Consider the following 18,955-nt stretch of genomic DNA (forward strand, 5'->3'; position numbering starts at 1 on the left):
GCCACCCGGGCGACCCCACCATCCAGCACCCGGAGGGTAGACGCGGTCTACCCGGCCGGCACCGACACCACCCACCGACACGGCGGGAGGAGAACACAGAAGAAGGAGGCTCAACCATGAGCACCACACCGCACGACGTCTCGTTCAACTTCGTCCCGCGCGCCTACCGTCCGGTCAAGCCGCGCACGTTCGGGATGACCGAGATCCGCGCCCCCTACTACAGCACGTTCGGTACCCGGCACCTGCAGGACGTCTTCGACGTGGCCGGGCCGTGGGTCGATGGCATCAAGTGGGCCGGCGGCTCGTTCGCGCTGCTACCCACCGAGCAGGTGCGCAAGTTCAGCGACATCGCGCACGAGCACGATGCCTACGTCTCCTCTGGCGGCTGGATCGAGACCGTGCTGCGCTACGGGGACGAGGCGGTCGATGCCTACCTGAAGGAGGCCAAGGAGGTCGGCTTCGACGTCATCGAGATCTCCACCGGGTTCATCATGCTGTCCACCTCCGGGCTGGAGCGGCTGGTGGAGAAGGTGGTCGCGGCCGGGCTGAAGGCCAAGCCGGAGCTCGGTATCCAGATCGGCTCCGGCGGCGACTCCGGCGAGGCCGAGCTGGCCGCGGAGAGCAAGAAGGACATCGGCGACCTGGTGGACCGCGGCAAGCGGGCGCTGGACGCCGGTGCGTCGATCATCATGATCGAGTCCGAGGGGATCACCGAGAACGTCACCGAGTGGAACACCGGTGCCGCCGCCTCGGTCATCAACGGCCTGGGCCTGGAGAACGTGATGTTCGAAGCCGCCGACGGGCCCGTGTTCGAGTGGTACATCAAGAACTACGGCAACGAGGTGAACCTGTTCGTGGACCACAGCCAGATCCTGCAGCTGGAGGGGCTGCGGCAGAACCTGTGGGGGAACAAGTCCACCTGGGGCCGGGTGATCAACCCCGCGCCGCGCAACTGAGGATCGGGACGCCTCCCCCCCCCCCACACACAGCAGACGATCGTCTGCACCACGAATCGGCACCTGCGGTCCCCCAGAACGTGCCGCAGATTCCGAATCGACCAGCAGACGATCGTCTGCATCATTGCCGACGGCGGAGCTCCCCGGGCAGGTCCGCTCACCAGTCCGGGCCTCACCTCGGCGCCCGCGTGTCTCACCCAGGTAACAGTTCCGCCCGCCGTGGCGCGAACTCAGCGCACTGCTACTACCGTGAACGGGCGGCCGCCCGGCCGCGCGCCCACTACCGGAGACCACGATGCGCACTTCCGCCCGTAGACGAGGACTGGCCGCTCTGACGGCAGCGGCCCTGACCACCCTGGCCTTGGCGGCCTGCTCCCCCGAGGACCCTGCCGACGAGGGTGGCGGTGACGACGAGGACGCCTACACCTCGATCGTGAGCTCCGGCCCGGTCGCTAACGACGCCGTTGTCGAGGCGAACGAGTGGGCCAGCGCGGTCCGCGAGGCCGGTGTGCTGACCGTCGGCGGCACGGAGACCTCCGAGCTGTTCTCCCTGCTCGACCCGACCACCGGCGAGACCCGCGGCTTCGACGCCGGCATCCAGCAGATGCTCAGCCAGTACATCCTCGGGGAGGTGAACGTCGACCTGCAGCAGGTCACCACGGACACCCGGGAGCAGGTGCTGGAGTCGAACACTGTGGACACGGTGATCGCGACCTACTCGATCACCCCGGAACGCGCCGAGCGGATCGCCTTCGCCGGGCCGTACTACAGCTCCCAGGCGGGCATCCTGGTCGCTGCGGACAACACCGACATCACCAGCCTGGACGACCTGGCCGGCAAGAAGGTGGCGACGCAGGCCAGCTCCACCGGGGTCAGCCTGCTGGAGGAGGAGGCGCCCGAGGCGGAGATCGTGGCGCTGCCCGACCACGCACAGTGCCTAGCCGCAGTGCAGCAGGGCAACGCGGACGCCTATGTGATCGACCAGACGCTGCTGATGAACGCCGTGGTCGCCAACGACGACGTGCAGATCGTCGGTGAGCCGTTCGGCCCGGAGGACAAGTACGGCATCGGCGTGAACAAGGACTCCGACGCGGTCGACTTCATCAACACCTTCCTCACCGAGATCGAGGACGGCGGCCAGTGGGCCGACCTGTGGCAGCTGACCATCGGCGACCGCGCGGACATCGCCGAGGTGCCCACCCCACCGACCCCGGGCGACACCGGGCTGTGACCTACCTCGGAGCGGGGCGCCGGCCGGTGCCCCGCTCCGATGCTCGCTGACGTCTGCAAGGAGGCCACATGGGGGTGCTCTTCCCCGGCTACCTACCCGAGCTGCTCTCCGGGCTCTGGGTGACGGTGCAGATCACCGGCGTCTCGTTCGTCGGCGCGCTGGTGTTCGGCACGCTGCTGGCGACCTGCCGGATCAGCCCGATCCCGCCGCTGCGGGTGGCGGCGAGCGTGTACGTGGAGATCTTCCGGAACGTGCCGCTGGTCGCCCTGGTGGTGCTCACCGTGTACGGACTGCCGGAGATCGGGTTGAACCCGGGCTTCCTGCCCGGCGTGATGCTGGCGACCACGGCAGTGGGGTCGGCGTTCGCCTGCGAGACGCTGCGCACCGGGGCGAACGCGGTGGGCGCGGGCCAGATCGAGGCGGCCCGGTCGATCGGGCTGACGTTCTCCGGGATCATGCGTGAGGTGGTGGTCCCCCAGGCCGCGCGCAGCGTGATCGGTCCGATGGTGACGCTGTTCATCGGCATCCTGCTCAGCTCCTCGATGGCGGCCGTGGTGGGTCAGGCCGACCTGACCTACACCGCGTCGCTGATCAACAACAAGGAGGCGCTCGGGCTGATCACGTTCGCGGTGGCGGCAGCGGCCTACGCGGCGATCTCGCTGGGGGCGGCGGGTGTGGGTGCCGCCGCGGAGAAGAAGTTCCGGGTGCTCCGATGATGGCGCCGGTGCTCGCGAGGGAGGGTCGCTGATGGACGCGCACGCGATGTTCGACACCGCCGGGCCGCGCGCCCAGCGGTGGATCCGCATCATCACCGTGCTCAGTGTGCTGGGCATCCTCGGCCTGTTCGCGCTGGCCTACTACCGGTTCTACGCCTCCGGGGCGTTGGCGCCGTCGACGTGGCTGACGTTCACCGAGCCGGGCACGATCCGCTACCTGGGCACAGCACTGAAGAACACGATGCTCGCTGCGGCAGCGGCCGGGGCGATGGCGCTGCCGCTGGGGCTGCTGCTCGCGCTGGGCCGGCTGTCCAGGAAGATCCTGCCGCTGCGCTGGCTGTGCACCGGCATCATCGAGCTGTTCCGCGCGATCCCGGTGCTGCTGGTTATCTACGTGTTCATGTTCGCGCTGCCCGCCTACGGCATCGAGACCGGCACGTTCACCAAGCTGGTCGTCCCGATCACGTTGTGCGCGGCCGCGACGTTGGCCGAGGTGTTCCGCGCCGGGGTGCTCGCCCTGCCCCGCGGGCAGACCGAGGCGGGGCTGTCGATCGGGCTGACCGACGGGCAGACGTTCCGGACCATCGTGCTCCCCCAGGCGCTGCGGATCGTGATCCCGGCGCTGGTCGCCCAGGCGGTGATCGTGGTCAAGGACACCGCGTTCGGGTATGTGGTCTCCTATGCCGAGCTGCTGCAGAGCGGCCGGGTGCTGATCGCGAACACCGGCGACCTGGTGCAGACCTACCTGGTGGTCACGATCATCTACATCCTGGTGAACGTGCTGATCTCCTGGGCTGCGCGGGCGCTGGACCGGCGGATGGGACGTACCGGCGCCCGGCGGATGTCGCTGGCTGCCCCGAACCGGATGGGCGGGATCGCCTGACCGCCATCTGAGGGACTTGCCCGCCCCAGAGGGTCCCATCACCGCCACCACCTCACCGGCGTCGATGGCCACTGCCACGTCCGTGAGCACAGGGTCGGCGCCGTAGGCGTGCCCCAGGCGGCTGACACCGCTCGCATCCGCTGCCATCGAGGCAGTTTTCCGCCACGGAGGCACCTTGCCGCCGGCGCCGCCGTCACTCCGCGCCGCGAACCTGCCTCCGTCCGTGCGCAGCGCTGTGCTACCGGGGTTCAGGAGCGATGGGTGGTCAGCAGGAAGCCGGGCATGCGCAGTTCCTCGCCCCGCCACCGCGCATGCACCTCGATGTCCTCGACGGCGGTACTCACCCAGTCCGGGTCACCGAACCGTGCCCGCAGGGTCGTCTCGGTCTCACCCCAGCCCTGGTCGGCCTCGAGCGAGATGGCCAGCACCGCCACCAGCGCACCCGGTGGGCAGATCGCGGCCAGCCCGGCGACGTAGGCGGCCTGGGCGTCGGCATCCAGGGAGTGCAGCAGCCCGGAGTCCAGCACAGTGCGCGGACGGATGCCCAGGTCTGCGACGTGGGCAGCGTCGGCCACCTGGAGCTCCGCGTCCAGCCCCTCAGCGGCGGCCCGGGCCCGGGCCCGGTCGACCGCCGGGGCGGACAGGTCGAACCCGGTCACGCTGTGGCCGCGCCCGGCGAGCAGCAGTGCCAGGGTGCCGGTGCCGCAGCCAGCGTCCAGCACCGGGTCGGCGATCTCGGCGCGGTCCAGGAACGCCAGCAGCGCTGGCTGGACTTCCCCGAGGTCCCACGGGGGTGGCTCCTCGGCGGAGTACATCGCATCCCAGTCGTGGTCCTGCGCCATGGCGACCACTCTTCCACCACAGCTCCCCGTACGCCCGGTGAGCTCCGCCGTCATCGGCACCCCGACCGACACGGCGAGCCGGCTACGCCCGGCGCGCTGGTGGGGCCGCTCGGTGGTGCCCCCAGCCGGCGGCGCGCGCCGACCTTTGCGAGTGTGGGATCGACTGGTCGTGCCTATAGTGGCGCCATGGCACGACGGAGTCCGCTGGAATGGCCGGTGGTCCGTCAGCTGCGCTCCGGTGATGTGTTCGGGCGCGGTCCGGCGGTCACCTCCCCGACCACCCGTGCGACCACGTCACGCAATGCCACGGCTGACCGGATGGTGCAGAGCGTGTGCCCCTATTGCGCTGTGGGCTGTGGGCAGCGGATCTTCGTCAAGGACGAGAAGGTCATCGGCATCGAGGGTGACCCGGACTCGCCGATCTCCCGTGGCCGGCTGTGCCCGAAGGGTGCGGCTAGCGAGCAGCTGGTGAACGCGCCGGGCCGGCAGACGAAGGTGCTCTACCGCCCGCCCGGTGCCCGCGACTGGCAGCCTCTGGACCCGGACACCGCGATGGACATGATCGCCGACCGGTTCCTCGCCTCCCGGCGGCGCACCTGGCAGGACACCGACTCCCAGGGCCGGGTGCTGCGCCGCACCATGGGCATCGCCTCCCTCGGCGGCGCCACGCTGGACAACGAGGAGAACTACCTCATCAAGAAGCTGTTCACCGCCGCCGGAGCGATCCAGATCGAGAACCAGGCGCGGATATGACACTCCTCCACGGTTCCCGGTCTGGGAACCTCGTACGGGCGCGGTGGCGCCACGCAGTACCTGCAGGACCTGGCCAACTCTGACTGCATCGTGATCCAGGGCTCGAACATGGCCGAGTGCCACCCGGTGGGTTTCCAGTGGGTCACCGAGGCCCGGGCGCGCGGGGCGAAAGTCATCCATGTGGACCCCCGGTTCACCCGCACCACGGCGCTGGCAGACAAGCACCTGCCGATCCGCGCAGGGTCGGACGTGGTGCTCATCGGCGCACTGATCAACTACGTGCTGGCAAACGAGAAGTACTTCCACGACTACGTGGTGGCCTACACCAATGCCGCCACGCTCGTCGGTGAGGGGTTCCAGGACACGGAGGACACCGGCGGGCTGTTCTCCGGGTTCGACCCGGAGACCGGCCAGTACGACCCGTCCAGCTGGGCCTACGCCGAGGCTGAGGGCGGGGCGTCCGCGCCGGACCGGCACCACGAGCACGGCCAGACCGCTTCCGGGCGGGCCGCCGGGGACACCCACGGCAGCGGCGGTCCTCCGCTGGAGACGGCGCAGGTGGAGCGGGACGAGACGCTCACCCACCCGCGCAGCGTGTTCCAGATCGTCAAGAAGCACTATGCCCGGTACACCCCTCAGATGGTGGAGCAAGCCTGCGGCATCAGCGCCGCAGACTTCGACTACCTGGCCCGGGCGGTCACCGAGAACTCCGGCCGGGAGCGCACCACCGCGTTCGTGTACGCAGTGGGATGGACCCAGCACACCCTGGGCGCGCAGTTCATCCGGGCCGCCGCCGTCCTGCAGCTGCTGCTCGGGAACGTCGGTCGCCCCGGAGGCGGGATCATGGCGCTGCGCGGGCACGCCAGCATCCAGGGCTCCACAGACATCCCCACGCTGTTCAACCTGCTGCCCGGCTACCTGCCGATGCCCACCGCTGACCAGCACGACGACCTGGACACCTACCTGCATGCGATCGCGTCGAAGGAGCAGAAGGGTTTCTGGGCGAACGCGGACGCCTACACCATCAGCCTGCTCAAGGCCTGGTGGGGGCCGGCCGCGCACGCGGAGAACGACTGGGCGTTCCACTACCTGCCCAAGCTCACCGGCCCGCACGGCACCTACCAGACGGTGATGTCCATGCTGGAGGACGAGGTGGAGGGATACTTCCTCCTCGGACAGAACCCGGCGGTCGGGTCGGCGAACGGGCGGATGCAGCGGATAGGCATGGCCCACCTGAAGTGGCTGGTGGTGCGCGACCTGCAGATGATCGAGTCCGCCACGTTCTGGAAGGACGGACCGGAGATCGCCACCGGTGAGCTGCGCACCGAGGACATCGACACCGAGGTGTTCTTCATGCCGGCCGCCAGCCACGTGGAGAAAGCGGGCTCGTTCACCCAGACCCAACGGTTGCTGCAGTGGCGGCACCAGGCGGTGGACCCGCCAGGCGAGTGCATGAGCGACCTGCAGTTCTTCTACGAGCTGGGCAAACGCATCCGGGCCAGGCTGATCGGCTCCACCGACGAGCGGGACCGGCCGCTGCTGGACCTGACCTGGAACTACCCGGAGCTGGCAGGCGGTGAACCGGACCCGGAGGCGGTGCTGGCCGAGATCAACGGGCGCTACCTGAGCGGGGACAAGGCCGGTGAGCCGCTGGCCTCCTACACCGAGCTGACCGCGGACGGGTCCACCGAGGCCGGCTGCTGGATCTACACCGGCGTGTACGCCGACGGGGTGAACCAGGCCGCCCGGCGCAAACCCGGCGCCGAGCAGTCGCAGACCGCACTGGAGTGGGGCTGGGCCTGGCCGTCCAACCGGCGCATCCTGTACAACCGCGCCTCGGCAGACCTGGACGGCAAGCCGTGGAGCGAGCGGAAGAAGCACATCTGGTGGGACGCCGAGCAGGGCTCCTGGACCGGCCTGGACGTGCCCGACTTCGTGGCCGACCGTGCCCCGGCTGCCCGGCCGGGTCCGGATGCCGGCGGCCCGGACGCACTCGCCGGGGACGACCCGTTCGTGATGCAGGCCGACGGCAAGGGCTGGTTGTTCGCCCCACGCGGGCTGGTGGACGGGCCGCTGCCCACCCACTACGAGCCGCAGGAGTCGCCGGTGGCCAACCCGCTGTACCCGCAGCAGCAGAACCCGGCCCGGCTCACCTATCCGCGCCGGGACAACCTGTCCGCACCGAGCGCCGGGGCACCGGGCAGCGAGGTGTACCCGTACGTGTTCACCACCTACCGGCTCACCGAGCACCACACCGCGGGCGGGATGAGCCGTTGGCTGCCGTACCTGTCCGAGCTGCAGCCGGAGATGTTCTGCGAGGTCTCCCCCGAGCTGGCCGCCGAGCGCGGGCTGACCGAGTACGGGTGGGCCACGATCGTCTCCGCCCGCGCCGCGATCGAGGCCCGCGTGCTGGTCACCGAACGGGTGCGCCCACTGGACCTGGGCGGGCGGACCGTGCACCAGGTGGGTCTGCCCTACCACTGGGGGGTGGGCAGCGATGCCGGGGTGACCGGGGACGCGGCGAACGATCTGCTCGGAGTCACCCTGGACCCGAACGTGCTCATCCAGGAGTCGAAGGCCGGTTCCTGCGACATCCAGCCCGGCCGACGCCCGCACGGGCAGGCGCTGCTCGACCTGGTGGCCAGCTACCAGCAGCGTGCCGGGCTCGCTGCGGAGACCGGCAACGCCCATCTCACCGATCCCGACCGGGAGCAGGTGGTGCCCACCCCGGCCGAGGACGACCCGGAGCAGGAAGGGTGGCAGCCGTGAGCCGCCTCCCGCCCGCAGCCTTGGTAGTGGCGTGGCCCTGGACGATGCTCTCGGGCCTCGCAGAGAGGAGGAGCTGATGGGCCAGCTGTTCGGTCCGACCAACCCTGCCGTCGACGCGGGGTGGCAGCACACCCACCCGCGCAAGGGGTTCTTCACCGACACCTCCGTCTGCATCGGCTGCAAGGCCTGCGAGGTGGCCTGCAAGGAGTGGAACCACGTCCCCAGCGACCCGGACCCGCAGCTGCTCGGGTCCTCCTACGACAACACCGGCGGGCTCGGTGCGAACACCTGGCGGCACGTGGCGTTCGTGGAGCAGGACGCCGAGCGGATCGCCCGGGCGCGGCGCAGCGGGCGGGCGCTGGTGGACCTGGGCATGCCGAGCGTGGGGCCGCCGCCGGGGCGGGGCACAGCCGGGGCCAGCGCTCCCGGTGGCGGCGCCGATGGCTCTGCAGCGGGCGGCGCCGGTGGCTCTACAGGTGGCGCCGATGACTACGGCGGCCTGCACGACGCCGCCCGCCTCGGCCCACCGGTCTCCACCGGAGTTCCGGGGGACGGCCCCATCGACACCACTCCCCCGGACACCCCGGAGTTCCGGTGGCTGATGTCCTCGGACGTGTGCAAGCACTGCACGCACGCCGGCTGCCTGGACGCCTGCCCCACCGGCGCCCTGTTCCGCACCGAGTTCGGCAGCGTGGTGGTCCAGGACGACGTGTGCAACGGCTGCGGCACCTGCGTGGCCGCCTGCCCGTTCGGGGTGATCGAACGCCGCTCGGACGGCACCGCCGCCCCCGGTGAGCGCGGGCCGCAGCAGGGCCCCACCCGGGAGGGTGGCATCGCGCAGAAGTGCACCCTGTGCTACGACCGGCTCACCGACGGCCAGCAGCCGGCCTGCGCGCAGACCTGCCCCACCGAGTCGATCAGGTTCGGCAACCATGAGGAGCTGGTGGCCACGGCGCGGGAGCGGGTCGCCGAGCTGCACGCCCGCGGGATGACCGAGGCCCGGCTGTACGGTGCGAACCAGAACGACGGCGTGGGCGGCACCGGGTCGGTGTTCCTGCTGCTGGATGAACCGGAGACCTACGGGCTGCCGCCGGACCCGCGGGTGCCCACTGCGGACCTGCCGCAGATGTTCTCCCGCGCCGGCTGGGCCGCCGCCGGGATGCTGGCCACGGCAGCGCTGGCGTTCCTGGGGAGGCGCCGGTGAGCACCTCGGGGTTCGACAGCTACCGTCCGCCGGAGCCTGCCGGTCGCCGCCGACGCAAGGGCCGCCGCCGCGCCGGACCGTCTCGCGGCGGCGGCGACGGGTCCCGGGAGATGCCGGTGGTGCCGGACGCCGAGTTCGGCTCCTACTACGGCCGCCCGGTGGTGAAGGCGCCGCCCTGGGAGACCGATGTGGCCGCCTACCTGTTCCTCGGTGGGCTGGCCGCCGGGTCCGGGCTGCTCGCCGCAGGGGCGCAGCTGACCGGCCGGGAGGCGCTGCGCCGCAGCACCCGGCTGGCGGCGATCACCGCGGCGGGGCTCGGTGCCGGTGCACTGGTGCGGGACCTGGGCCGCCCGGAACGGTTCCTGAACATGCTCCGCACGGTGAAGCTGACCTCGCCGATGAGCGTGGGGTCGTGGATCCTGGCGGGGTTCAGCACCTGCGCCGGAGTGGCCGCTGCCGACGAGGTGGACCGCGCCACCGGCTCGCGGCTGCCGCTGGGCCGGTTGCGGGGGCTGCTGCGCGGCGCCGGTTCCGCGGCTGGCCTGGGCGCCGGGATGCTGGCTCCCCCGTTGGCGGCCTACACCGCGGTGCTGCTCTCCGACACCGCCGTGCCCACCTGGAACGAGGCCCGGGAGGAGCTGCCGTTCGTGTTCGTCTCCTCGGCGAGCCTGGCCGCGGGCGGACTGGCGATGATGACCACCCCGGTGGCGCAGGCAGGCCCGGCGCGGGTGCTGGCGGTGGTCGGCGCTGCCGGGGACCTGGTCGCCACCGAGGTGCTGGAGCGCCGGATGGACGAGACTGTGGTGGAGACCTTGTACCAGGGCCGCCCGGGCAGGTACCTGCAGGTGAGCAAGGTGCTGGTCGCCGCCGGCGGGGTGGGCGCGCTGCTGGCGGGCCGGTGGCGCGCGGCCGGGGCGCTCTCCGGGGCCGCGCTGCTGACCGCCTCAGCGCTCACCCGGCTCGGCTACTTCGAGGCGGGCCTGACCTCGGCGAAGGACCCGAAGTACACGGTGGAGCCGCAGAAGCGCCGGCTGGCCGAGCGGCGCCGGCGCGGCATCACCGACGACTCGATCACCACCGTCGAGTAGTTCCAGGGGCCCCACCCGTTCGCCAACGCTCTACTGTGCGGCGTGAATCGGTCCAGCAGCCGCAAAGGAGAGCGTTGGCGATGGGCAGGGCGGGCGGGCTGGTGGGGTGGGGCTCAGCGGACCTGGATGCCGGTTCCGGCCACGGTGTGCCCGATCACCGGGTGCCCGGGCAGCTCCCCGACCACCAGCAGCCCGCCGGAGGTCTGGGCGTCGGCGAGCAGCACCAGGTCCTCCTCGGTGATACCGATCCCGGTGGTCAGGTGCGGGCGCACCCAGTCCAGGTTGCGGCGGCTGCCACCGGGCACGAACCCGTCGGCGAGCGCGGTCAGCGCGTCGGCGAGCACCGGCACTGCGGCCCGCTCGACCACCGCCCCCACCCCGGAGGCCCGGCACAGCTTGTGCAGGTGCCCGAGCAGCCCGAAACCAGTCACATCGGTTGCTGCTCTGAGCCCCAGGTCGACGGCGGTCGTTGCGGCGCCAGCGTTCAGCCGGGTCATCGAGGTGGTCGCCTCGGCGAAGATCTGCCCGGTGGCCTTGTGCCGGTTGTTCAGGATGCCCACCCCGATCGGCTTGGTCAGGGTCAGCGGCAGGTCCGGCTCGGCAGCGTCGATACGCAGCAGCTTGTCCGGGTGGGCCACTCCGGTGACGGCCATACCGTACTTGGGCTCCGGATCGTCGATGGAGTGCCCGCCGATCACCGGGCAGCCCGCCTGGGTGGCGATGTCCAGCCCGCCGCGCAGCACCTCGGTCATCAGCTCCAGCGGCAGCCGCTCCCGGGGCCAGCCGAGCAGGTTGATCGCCACCACCGGGGTGCCACCCATGGCGTAGACGTCCGAGAGCGCGTTGGCGGCGGCGATCCGGCCCCAGTCGTAGGCATCATCGACCACCGGGGTGAAGAAGTCGGCGGTGGAGAGCACCGCGAGGTCCTCGCGCACCAGCACAGCGGCTGCGTCGTCGCCGTCGTCCAGGCCCACCAGCACCCGGGCGTCGGTCCCGCCGACCTGACCGGTGAGTGTGCTGACCGCGTCCTCCAGCTCCCCCGGCGGGATCTTGCACGCGCACCCACCACCGTGGGCGAAAGAGGTCAGCCGTGGCTGGTCCAGATCGTCCCGCACCGCTGCTGCCACCATCACGCGAGTCTAGCCAAGCAGGGCTCGTGCAGCAGTGGTGAGCTGCTGGAGATCGGTCTCGGTCATCGGCTCTCCGGTGATGCCACGGCGGTGCAACAGCGTCCCGACCACCAGGTCCACGATCAGCAACGCCCGGGCGGTCGGTACCGCCAGCGCCTGCTCCAGGCCGCGGCGGTACGGCTCCTGCAGCTGCGTCCGCAGCAGCCGGCGCAGGTCGGGGTCACTGACAGCCTCGGCGAACACCCCGGCGAACGCCGCGGCGACGCCCGGCAGCGCGACCCGGTCAGCTCCCCAGCGCACCAGGGCCGCCAGGTTCTGCCTCGGCTCGCCGGCCACCGGCGGCAGCGGCCCGAATGCGGACACCAGCGCGGCGGTCACCAGCGTCCCCTTGGACGACCAGCGGCGGTAGATCGTGGTCTTCGCAGTACCGGCGGCTGCAGCGATCCGATCCAGGGTGGCACCGGCGTACCCGAGCTCGTGCACCGTTCGCAGTGTGGCGGCGAGCACCGCAGGGTCGACGTCGACGCGGGGGCGGCCGGGGCTCCGGTGCGGCTCGGCTGTCATATCGCCAGCCTACCCGCTTGTGCTACCGTCAGTATCGAAACTGTAGGTAGCGAAACCTGGAGGAGCGCTCGTGTCCCGTGCTGCCCATCCGCCGCTGGGTGTGCGACTCGTCTACGGGCTGCGCCCGCAGCCGGACTTTGCCGCACTCTCCGACGAGGAGCTTGCCGAGCTCGGCCGGGCCCAGAACGAGGTGGTGACCTCTCCGGCGGCTCGGCTGATCACCGGATGTCCTGCGCTGGGCAGCCGGGTGACATGGACGACGGTGGCCCTGACCGACCGGCAGATCCCGGTCCGGGTGCACCGTCCCCGTCGCAGCGGCACCGGCCCCCTTCCCCTGGTGCTGCACGTGCACGGCGGTGGCTACAGCGGCACCGCTGTACAGTGCGACTGGCTGACCAGCCACCTCGCCGCGCGCCTGCCCGCTGTCGTGGTCTCAGTAGAGCACCGCCTCCTCGGCCCGGGGGTCTCGATGGCGGCAGCGGCCGATGATGTCCTCAGCACACTGGTACAGGTGCGGCAGCACGCCTCCACCTGGGGGGTGGACCCGGACCGCGTCGCACTGGTAGGTGAGAGCGCCGGCGGCACGATGACCGCACTGGCCGCAGAGCGCTCGCCGTGGCTGCGCGCTCAGGTGCTGGTCAACCCGTGCCTGGACCTCACCGCCGCTGCACTGGACTACCCCTCGATGACCGAGCATGCGCACACGCCGACGATCAGTGCGGCCGAGGTCCAGCGGTTCTGCCGGCTGGCCGCACCCGCGGGAACGGATGCCCGCGCGGTGTCACCACTGACCCGCGCGGAGACTGCCACACTCCCCAGCACGTTGCTGGTGGTGCCAGCACTGGATCCGTTGGCCGACCAGGCCCGCACCTACGCCGCTCGCGTGCGGCCTACCCAGACCCCCGTGCGGCTGCTGGAGATCGAGCGAGCAGGGCATGCGTTCCTGAGCATGCCGCATCTGGTGCCCTCGGCCTACCGGGCACGGCGAGCGATCTGTTCCTTCCTGCACGCAGCGCTCTGACCGAGCTGGCCGCTGCTAGGCTCGCCGCGCAAGGAGGCGTCTGGGTTCCTGGTGGGCCCCCCGGTCTTCAACACCGGTGAGACCGAGCACCTCGGTCTGGCGGGTTCGATTCCCGTCCGCCTCCGCCACGTGCGAAGGAGGTGCCGGTGACCGAGCCAGTCGACCGCGGCGGCCCCAGCCACGGTGGCACCCCCGAGGTACCGGGCACGGCCGCCGCCGACCCGCGCCGCCGCATCCCGCGTACCGACCATCTGCTTGCGCTGCCCGAGGTGACCGCCGCGGCGCAGCGGCTCAGCGCACCGACCGTCCGCGACCTGGCCCGCGCCGCACAGGACCGGGCCCGCCGCGGCGAGATCCTGCCGGAGGAGGTGCCGGCCGCCCTCCGGGAGGCACTCACCCACCGGCGCGCCACCGCGCTCACCCCGGTGCTGAACGCCACCGGCGTGGTGGTGCACACCAACCTGGGCCGCGCCCCGCTGTCCGCCGCCGCCACCGAGGCGCTCATCGCCGCGGCGGGGTACGTGGACGTGGAGCTCGACCTGGACACCGGCGTGCGGTCCCGGCGCGGCCGCGCCACCCGGGCCGCCGTGCTGGCCGCCTGCCCGGCCGCCGAGGACGCCCTGGTGGTGAACAACGGCGCCGCAGCGCTGGTGCTGGCGACCACGGCGCTGGCGGCGGGCCGGGAGGTGGTGGTCAGCCGCGGTGAGCTGATCGAGATCGGTGCCGGCTTCCGGCTGCCGGACCTGATCGCCTCGACCGGTGCCCGGCTGCGGGAAGTAGGCACGACCAACCGCACGCACCTGACCGACTACACCTGCGCCGTCGGCCCGGAGACCGGCTGCCTGCTCAAGGTGCACCCGAGCAACTTCCGCGTGCACGGGTTCACCGCCGAGGCGACCCTGGCCGAGCTGCGCACGCTGGCCGACGAGCACCGTCTGCCGCTGGTGGCCGACCTGGGATCCGGTCTGCTCGCCCCGGACCCCGCACTGCCGGACGAACCGGATGCGGCCTCGGCACTGGCGGCCGGTGCCGACCTGGTGGTCGCCAGCGGGGACAAGCTGCTCGGCGGGCCGCAGGCGGGGCTGCTGCTCGGCCGGGCGGAGGTCATCGAGCACCTGGCGCGGCACCCGTTGGCCCGGGCGGTGCGGGCGGACAAGCTGGCCCTGGCGGCGCTGGAGGCCACCCTGGTGGCAGGCCGGGTGCCGGTGGTCGAGTTCCTGCACGCGGACCCGGAGGTGTTGCGGTCCCGGGTGGAGCGTCTCGCGGCAGCCGTCGACGGCGGAGCACAGGTGGCGGTGGTCCCGCACCAGGGCAGGGTCGGGGGTGGGGGTGGGCCGGGTGTGCCGTTGCCTGGCTGGGCCCTGCGGCTCCCGGAGTGTGCGGCACGCGCGTTGCGGCTCGGGGATCCTGCGGTGCTCGCGCGGGTGCACGACGGCGCCTGCCTGCTGGACCTGCGCTGTGTGCCGGAGACCGAGGACGAACAGGTGGCGGCCGCGGTGCGGCGGGCGCTGCACCCGGCCCTGTCCCCGTTGGAACACCCTTAGCGCATTCGAACCTGGCTACAAAGGGGTTCGAATGCGCCACGCTGGTTCGAATGCGCGACCCGGGGAGGACTGGAGGCCGAACAGTGGCGAGCTTCGTGGTGGCGACCGCCGGGCACGTGGACCACGGCAAGTCCGCGCTGGTGCGGGCGCTGACCGGGATCGAGCCGGACCGCCTCGCCGAGGAACGCCGCCGCGGGTTGACCGTGGACCTCGGGTTCGCCTGGACCGAGCTGGTGCCCGGCTGCGACGCGGCGTTCGTGGACGTCCCCGGGCACGAACGGTTCCTCGGGAACATGCTCGCCGGGCTGGGGCCGGCGCCGGTGGTGTGCTTCGTGGTGGCCGCGGACGAGGGGTGGCAGGAGCAGTCCAGCGACCACCGGGACGCGGTGGCAGCGCTGGGTATCGACACCGGTGTGCTGGTGCTCAGCCGCGCCGACCGGGCCGATGCTGCCCGCGTGGCGGAGGTGGTCGCGCGGGCGCGGGAGGAGCTGGCCGGGACCGGGCTGGCGGATGCGCCCGCGGTGGTGACCTCGGCGGTGACCGGTGCGGGGCTCGACCGGCTCCGGGAGGCGCTCGCCGGGGTGCTGTCCGGGGCGCCGGCGCCGGACCCGGGCGCGCGCGTGCGTTTGTGGGTGGACCGGTCGTTCACGATCGCTGGGGCCGGCACTGTGGTGACCGGCACCCTGGCCGCGGGCACCGTGCGCACCGGTGACCGGCTGACCGTGGCCGGCGTCCCAGACTCGGTAGCGGTACGCGGGCTGCAGAGCCGGGGCGAGGCGTGCGAGCTCATCGGGCCGACGAACCGGGTGGCGGTCAATCTGCGCGGCGTGGAACCGCAGCTGGTGGCACGGGGCTCGGCGCTGCTCACCCCGGATGCCTGGCCGGAGACGACGGTGGTGGACGTGCGCCGGTGCACCGGCGAGGCGTTCGGCAGCTCGTCCGGGCACGTGAACGTGCACGTGGGCACTGCGGCGCTCGCCGGGCGGTTGCGCCCGCTGGACGGCGAGCACGCCCGGATCACGCTGTCTCACCCGGCACCGGTGGTGCTCGGGGACCGCCTGGTGCTGCGCTCTGCCGGGAGCCGGCGGGTGCGGGCGGGCGTGGTGGTGCTGGACGCCGACCCGCCGGTGCTGTCCCGGCGGGGTGATGGCCGGCGGCGGGCTGCGGTGCTCGACGCCCGGCAGTCGCCGGCACCGGGAGGCCCGGCGGCAGCGGCGGATCTGGTCGCCGAGGCGGCCCGGCGTGGTGCCGTGCGGGTGGAGCAGCTGGTGCGGCTCGGGCTGGTGCCCGCGCGCGCGGTGGCACCTCCGGCGGGGGTGGTGGCGGCCGGCGACTGGTGGGTGGCTGAAGGGGCCCTGGAGCAGTGGGGGGCACAGTTGGCCGAGCTGGTGGCCCAGGTGCACCGGCGCGACCCGGTGGCCGCCGGCCTGTCCAGTGGTGCAGCCGTGGCTGCGCTGGGGCTGCCCGCCGCGGAGCTGCTGGCCGAGGTGGCGCAGGCCGCAGGCGTCGAGGAGCACGACGGGCACCTGGCAGAACCCGGGCACCGCCACGATCTCGGCCCGGCGGAAGAGGCAGTGGCCGCGCTGGAGGCCCGGCTGCGGGCAACCCCGTTCCAGGCACCGGAGAGCGCCGACCTGCTCGCACTGGCTCTGGGACCGCGGCAGCTGGCCGCCGCCGAGCGCGCCGGACGGTTGCTGCGCCTGCCCGGTGAGGTGGTGCTGCTACCCGATGCCCCGGCGCGGGCGATGCGCGAGCTGGCGGGGCTGCCGCAGCCGTTCACCGCGGCCGAGGCGAAGGCGGCCTTGGGCACCACTCGCCGGGTGGTCATCCCGCTGCTGGAGCACCTGGACGCCCGCGGCTGGACCCGCCGACGTGACCCGGTGCATCGCGAGGTCGTGCGCGGCTGACCTGACCCGTCGCGCTCGCGTGGAAGGTTGCTGCTGTCATAGCACCACCAACCGTCCACGCGAGCTCGCATCCAGCGCCCTAGGTTGCTAGTATGCCGTCTAAGTAGCGAGGCGAAGGGTGGAGCGATGGCGGACGGTCCTGGCGACGGGGCGGTGCAGGGCTCTCGCCGCGCGCTCCTGCTGGCGCTGTCGTTGATCTCGGTCGAGTTCCTCGCCGGGATGCAGAGCTACCTGTCCCAGACGGTGCTGCCGTTGGCGGCAACCGAGCTGCACGGCCAGTCCCTCTACGGTCCCGTGAACGCTGCAGCGCAGGCCCCGATGTTCTTCATGCTGCCCCTCGGTGCGTGGCTGCTGTCCCGGTACCGGGTCGGGCACCTGATGCTGGTGTTCACCGTGGTGACCGTTGCCGGTGCCACGCTGTGCGCGGCCGCCTCCTCGATGCCGGTGTTCCTCCTCGGCACCGCAGTGCGTGCGATCGCGTCCGGGGCGCTCGCGACCGTGAGCATGGGAGCGATCAGCCGCGGCCTGCCGGAGCGGTACCGACAGCTGGTCCTGGCGGGCATGTCCGGCATCTGGGTGCTGTCCTCCGTCCTCGGGCCAGGCTATGCAGCCGGGGCGGCCGCGCTGGTCGGGTGGCGGTGGGCGATGGTGCTCTACCTCCCGCTGCTGCTGCTCAGCCGGACGATGATCGCCCGGCACATGCCCGAACGTGCCGAGCAGAAGGCCGAGGAGCCGGTGCCGTGGCGTTGGTCGTGCCTCCTGGCGCTCGGCGCCGTCCTGCTCGCCGCGCCCGCGGGTCGGTGGTCCGCCGCGGCCGTGGTGGCCGGAGCCATCCTGATGCTGGGCTCAGCGGTGCGGCTGCTGCCCACCGGAACGCTGCGCGCGCGGGCGGGCCGGCGGGCCGGCCTCGCAGCGCTGCTGGTCGTCGCCGCGGTCTACTTCGGTGCCACGATGGTGCTGTCGGTCGTGGCTCACGACGGGTTCGGCCTCGCTACCGGTCAGTTCGGCTTCATCATCGCTGCCCCGGGGCTGCTGTGGGCCCTCGCCGGCCTGTGGACGGGCTCGCATCCGGCGCTGGACAGCATCCCGTTCCGCCGCCGTGCCGTACCTGCAGGGGTGGCGATGACCCTCGGCATCCTGGTGCTCGGCGGCACCACGCTGCTGGCCGAGAGCGCGACATCGGCGTTCGTCGGTCTGGTGGTCGGGGCGGGCCTGGCCGGTGTGGCGATGGGGTCGATGTATCCGGACCTGCTCGGCCGGTGCCTGCGGACGCCGGCCGTCGATGACGGGATCTCGCAGGACCAGATGGCGGCCGCCCTGGTGCTCACGGAGTCGGTGGGCATGGCCGTGGCGACCACTGCCGCCTACTCCTGGCTCGGCACCGGCTGGGGCGTCGTCGACGGTCCCCTGCAGCGGTCCCAGATCCTCTATCTGGCGCTGGCGGCGCTGTGCCTGGTCATGGTCCAGCGGTTGTGGGCGGCAGCGCGTGCGGGCACCGGCGCGCGGGATGCCGTTCTCACGGCCGGTGGAGCACAGCGGCCAGCGCGCGGGCGGCGGTGAGCAGGTCCTCGTCCAGGACCTGGATCGCCACATGGTCGGCGCCGGCGTCCAGGTGCTCCGCGAGCGCCGCGGCCACCACCGCCGGTTCCCCGTGAGCCACGAGCGCGTCGACCAAGGCGTCGCTGCCGCCGCCGGCGAGGTCCTCCTCGGTGAAACCGAGCCGCCGCAGGTTGGCGCGGTAGTTGCGCATCTGCAGATACCGGCTGACCACGGGGCGGGCTGTTTCCCTGGCGACGGACGGGTCGGTCTGGAGCAGCACCTTGTGCTCCGGAGCCAGCAACGCTCCGGCGCCCATCACCTCCCGTGCGGTCGACGAGTGCTCCGGGGGCACCAGGTAGGGGTGCGCACCCGCGGCACGCTCCGCAGCCAGCCCCAGGACCCGTGGCCCCAGGGCAGCCAGCACGCGCCGGTCGGCGGGCACACCGTCGGCATCCAACCGGTCCAGGTACGCCACCATCGTGGCCAGCGGGCTGCGGTATTCGGCTGTCGCCTCCCGGTGCCCGATGCCCAGCCCGAGCAGGAACCGGCCCGGGTGCAGCTCCTCCAGACGATGGAACCAGGTGGCGGCTTCGTCGGCCGAGACCTGCCACATGTTGATGATGCCGGTGGCCACCACGAGGGTCTCGGTGGCATCGAGCAGCGGTTCGATGGCTGCCAGCTCCCCCGGGCTGCCGCCGACCCAGACGGCGCCGTAGCCGAGACGTTCTGCCTCGCGGGCCAGCTCGGTGGTGGCCCGGTCAGGGCGGGCCCAGATTCCGTAGCGACCGAGTTCTGCAGCCATACCCGC

General features: G+C 72.2%; 15 protein-coding genes and 1 tRNA gene. 12 read left to right on the forward strand and 4 right to left on the reverse strand.

Annotation, left to right across the window (positions count from 1 at the left end; translation table 11 throughout):
- The first annotated feature begins 116 nt into the window (after nucleotides 1-116).
- The 4 genes from K338_RS0115385 (at nucleotide 117) to K338_RS23175 (ending at nucleotide 3,786) form a co-directional block, all read left to right on the forward strand.
- Nucleotides 117-956: a phosphosulfolactate synthase gene (locus K338_RS0115385; RefSeq protein WP_022919061.1), complete on the forward strand. Its 840-nt coding sequence runs from the start codon at nucleotides 117-119 to the stop codon at nucleotides 954-956.
- A 295-nt stretch (nucleotides 957-1,251) separates the two neighbouring features.
- A complete protein-coding gene (locus K338_RS0115390; RefSeq protein ID WP_022919062.1) occupies nucleotides 1,252-2,187 on the forward strand; it encodes a transporter substrate-binding domain-containing protein in 936 nt (311 codons plus the stop codon).
- Nucleotides 2,188-2,255: 68 nt separating this feature from the next.
- On the forward strand, nucleotides 2,256-2,903 hold the full coding sequence (locus K338_RS0115395; protein WP_022919063.1) for an amino acid ABC transporter permease: 648 nt from the start codon (nucleotides 2,256-2,258) through the stop codon (nucleotides 2,901-2,903).
- A gap of 31 nt (nucleotides 2,904-2,934) precedes the next feature.
- On the forward strand, nucleotides 2,935-3,786 hold the full coding sequence (locus K338_RS23175) for an amino acid ABC transporter permease (RefSeq protein WP_022919064.1): 852 nt from the start codon (nucleotides 2,935-2,937) through the stop codon (nucleotides 3,784-3,786).
- A gap of 248 nt (nucleotides 3,787-4,034) precedes the next feature.
- Here K338_RS23175 and K338_RS0115405 read toward each other — a convergent pair whose 3' ends face one another.
- The gene (locus K338_RS0115405; RefSeq protein ID WP_027286906.1) at nucleotides 4,035-4,628 is read right to left on the reverse strand and encodes a class I SAM-dependent methyltransferase; all 594 of its coding nucleotides are present in this window, start codon (nucleotides 4,626-4,628) and stop codon (nucleotides 4,035-4,037) included.
- A 186-nt stretch (nucleotides 4,629-4,814) separates the two neighbouring features.
- On the opposite strand from K338_RS0115405, the gene fdh reads away from it, so the two are divergent.
- From fdh to nrfD, 3 genes are all read left to right on the forward strand, one after another.
- Nucleotides 4,815-8,150, forward strand: a complete 3,336-nt coding sequence (gene fdh, locus K338_RS23180) for a formate dehydrogenase (protein WP_245542987.1) — start codon at nucleotides 4,815-4,817, stop codon at nucleotides 8,148-8,150.
- 76 nt (nucleotides 8,151-8,226) lie between these two features.
- Nucleotides 8,227-9,354 carry a 4Fe-4S dicluster domain-containing protein gene (locus tag K338_RS0115420; RefSeq protein WP_022919067.1) on the forward strand — a complete coding sequence of 376 codons (1,128 nt, stop codon included), beginning with the start codon at nucleotides 8,227-8,229 and terminating at the stop codon, nucleotides 9,352-9,354.
- Nucleotides 9,351-10,442, forward strand: coding sequence for an NrfD/PsrC family molybdoenzyme membrane anchor subunit (nrfD, locus tag K338_RS0115425; RefSeq protein ID WP_022919068.1), 1,092 nt, complete (start codon nucleotides 9,351-9,353; stop codon nucleotides 10,440-10,442). Before K338_RS0115420 ends, nrfD begins: the two co-directional genes overlap by 4 nt.
- Nucleotides 10,443-10,555: 113 nt before the next feature.
- Here the strand turns inward: nrfD and selD are convergent, their stop codons facing one another.
- Complete coding sequence (selD, locus tag K338_RS0115430; protein ID WP_022919069.1) at nucleotides 10,556-11,572, reverse strand: selenide, water dikinase SelD; 1,017 nt, start codon at nucleotides 11,570-11,572, stop codon at nucleotides 10,556-10,558.
- A 9-nt stretch (nucleotides 11,573-11,581) separates the two neighbouring features.
- The gene (locus K338_RS0115435; RefSeq protein WP_022919070.1) at nucleotides 11,582-12,136 is read right to left on the reverse strand and encodes a TetR-like C-terminal domain-containing protein; all 555 of its coding nucleotides are present in this window, start codon (nucleotides 12,134-12,136) and stop codon (nucleotides 11,582-11,584) included.
- Nucleotides 12,137-12,206: 70 nt separating this feature from the next.
- Between K338_RS0115435 and K338_RS0115440 the strand changes: the two genes are divergently transcribed.
- From K338_RS0115440 to K338_RS23185, 5 genes are all read left to right on the forward strand, one after another.
- On the forward strand, nucleotides 12,207-13,157 hold the full coding sequence (locus K338_RS0115440) for an alpha/beta hydrolase fold domain-containing protein (RefSeq protein ID WP_022919071.1): 951 nt from the start codon (nucleotides 12,207-12,209) through the stop codon (nucleotides 13,155-13,157).
- Nucleotides 13,158-13,189: 32 nt separating this feature from the next.
- Nucleotides 13,190-13,285 (forward strand) — tRNA-Sec (locus tag K338_RS0115445).
- Between the two features lie 105 nt (nucleotides 13,286-13,390).
- Complete coding sequence (gene selA / locus K338_RS0115450) at nucleotides 13,391-14,701, forward strand: L-seryl-tRNA(Sec) selenium transferase (RefSeq protein ID WP_027286910.1); 1,311 nt, start codon at nucleotides 13,391-13,393, stop codon at nucleotides 14,699-14,701.
- An 83-nt stretch (nucleotides 14,702-14,784) separates the two neighbouring features.
- The gene (gene selB / locus K338_RS0115455) at nucleotides 14,785-16,608 is read left to right on the forward strand and encodes a selenocysteine-specific translation elongation factor (protein WP_022919072.1); all 1,824 of its coding nucleotides are present in this window, start codon (nucleotides 14,785-14,787) and stop codon (nucleotides 16,606-16,608) included.
- Between the two features lie 126 nt (nucleotides 16,609-16,734).
- On the forward strand, nucleotides 16,735-18,168 hold the full coding sequence (locus K338_RS23185; RefSeq protein ID WP_022919073.1) for an MFS transporter: 1,434 nt from the start codon (nucleotides 16,735-16,737) through the stop codon (nucleotides 18,166-18,168).
- Here the strand turns inward: K338_RS23185 and K338_RS0115465 are convergent.
- Entirely contained in the window at nucleotides 18,125-18,949 is an 825-nt protein-coding gene (locus K338_RS0115465) for an LLM class F420-dependent oxidoreductase (RefSeq protein WP_022919074.1), read from the reverse strand. The two genes, K338_RS23185 and K338_RS0115465, sit on opposite strands and share 44 nt — an antisense overlap.
- Nucleotides 18,950-18,955: the final 6 nt, after the last annotated feature.

Source organism: Ruania albidiflava DSM 18029, assembly GCF_000421225.1.
Classification (GTDB): Bacteria; Actinomycetota; Actinomycetes; order Actinomycetales; family Beutenbergiaceae; genus Ruania; species Ruania albidiflava.

Bases quoted from the DNA above. Each gene is read 5' to 3' on its own strand.
- selD (WP_022919069.1), bottom strand. From the start codon at position 11,572: ATGGTGGCAGCAGCGGTGCGGGACGATCTGGACCAGCCACGGCTGACC.
- K338_RS0115465 (WP_022919074.1), bottom strand. From the start codon at position 18,949: ATGGCTGCAGAACTCGGTCGCTACGGAATCTGGGCCCGCCCTGACCGG.
- K338_RS0115405 (WP_027286906.1), bottom strand. From the start codon at position 4,628: ATGGCGCAGGACCACGACTGGGATGCGATGTACTCCGCCGAGGAGCCA.
- K338_RS23185 (WP_022919073.1), top strand. From the start codon at position 16,735: ATGGCGGACGGTCCTGGCGACGGGGCGGTGCAGGGCTCTCGCCGCGCG.
- K338_RS23175 (WP_022919064.1), top strand. From the start codon at position 2,935: ATGGACGCGCACGCGATGTTCGACACCGCCGGGCCGCGCGCCCAGCGG.
- K338_RS0115390 (WP_022919062.1), top strand. From the start codon at position 1,252: ATGCGCACTTCCGCCCGTAGACGAGGACTGGCCGCTCTGACGGCAGCG.
- K338_RS0115385 (WP_022919061.1), top strand. From the start codon at position 117: ATGAGCACCACACCGCACGACGTCTCGTTCAACTTCGTCCCGCGCGCC.
- K338_RS0115420 (WP_022919067.1), top strand. From the start codon at position 8,227: ATGGGCCAGCTGTTCGGTCCGACCAACCCTGCCGTCGACGCGGGGTGG.
- K338_RS0115435 (WP_022919070.1), bottom strand. From the start codon at position 12,136: ATGACAGCCGAGCCGCACCGGAGCCCCGGCCGCCCCCGCGTCGACGTC.
- K338_RS0115395 (WP_022919063.1), top strand. From the start codon at position 2,256: ATGGGGGTGCTCTTCCCCGGCTACCTACCCGAGCTGCTCTCCGGGCTC.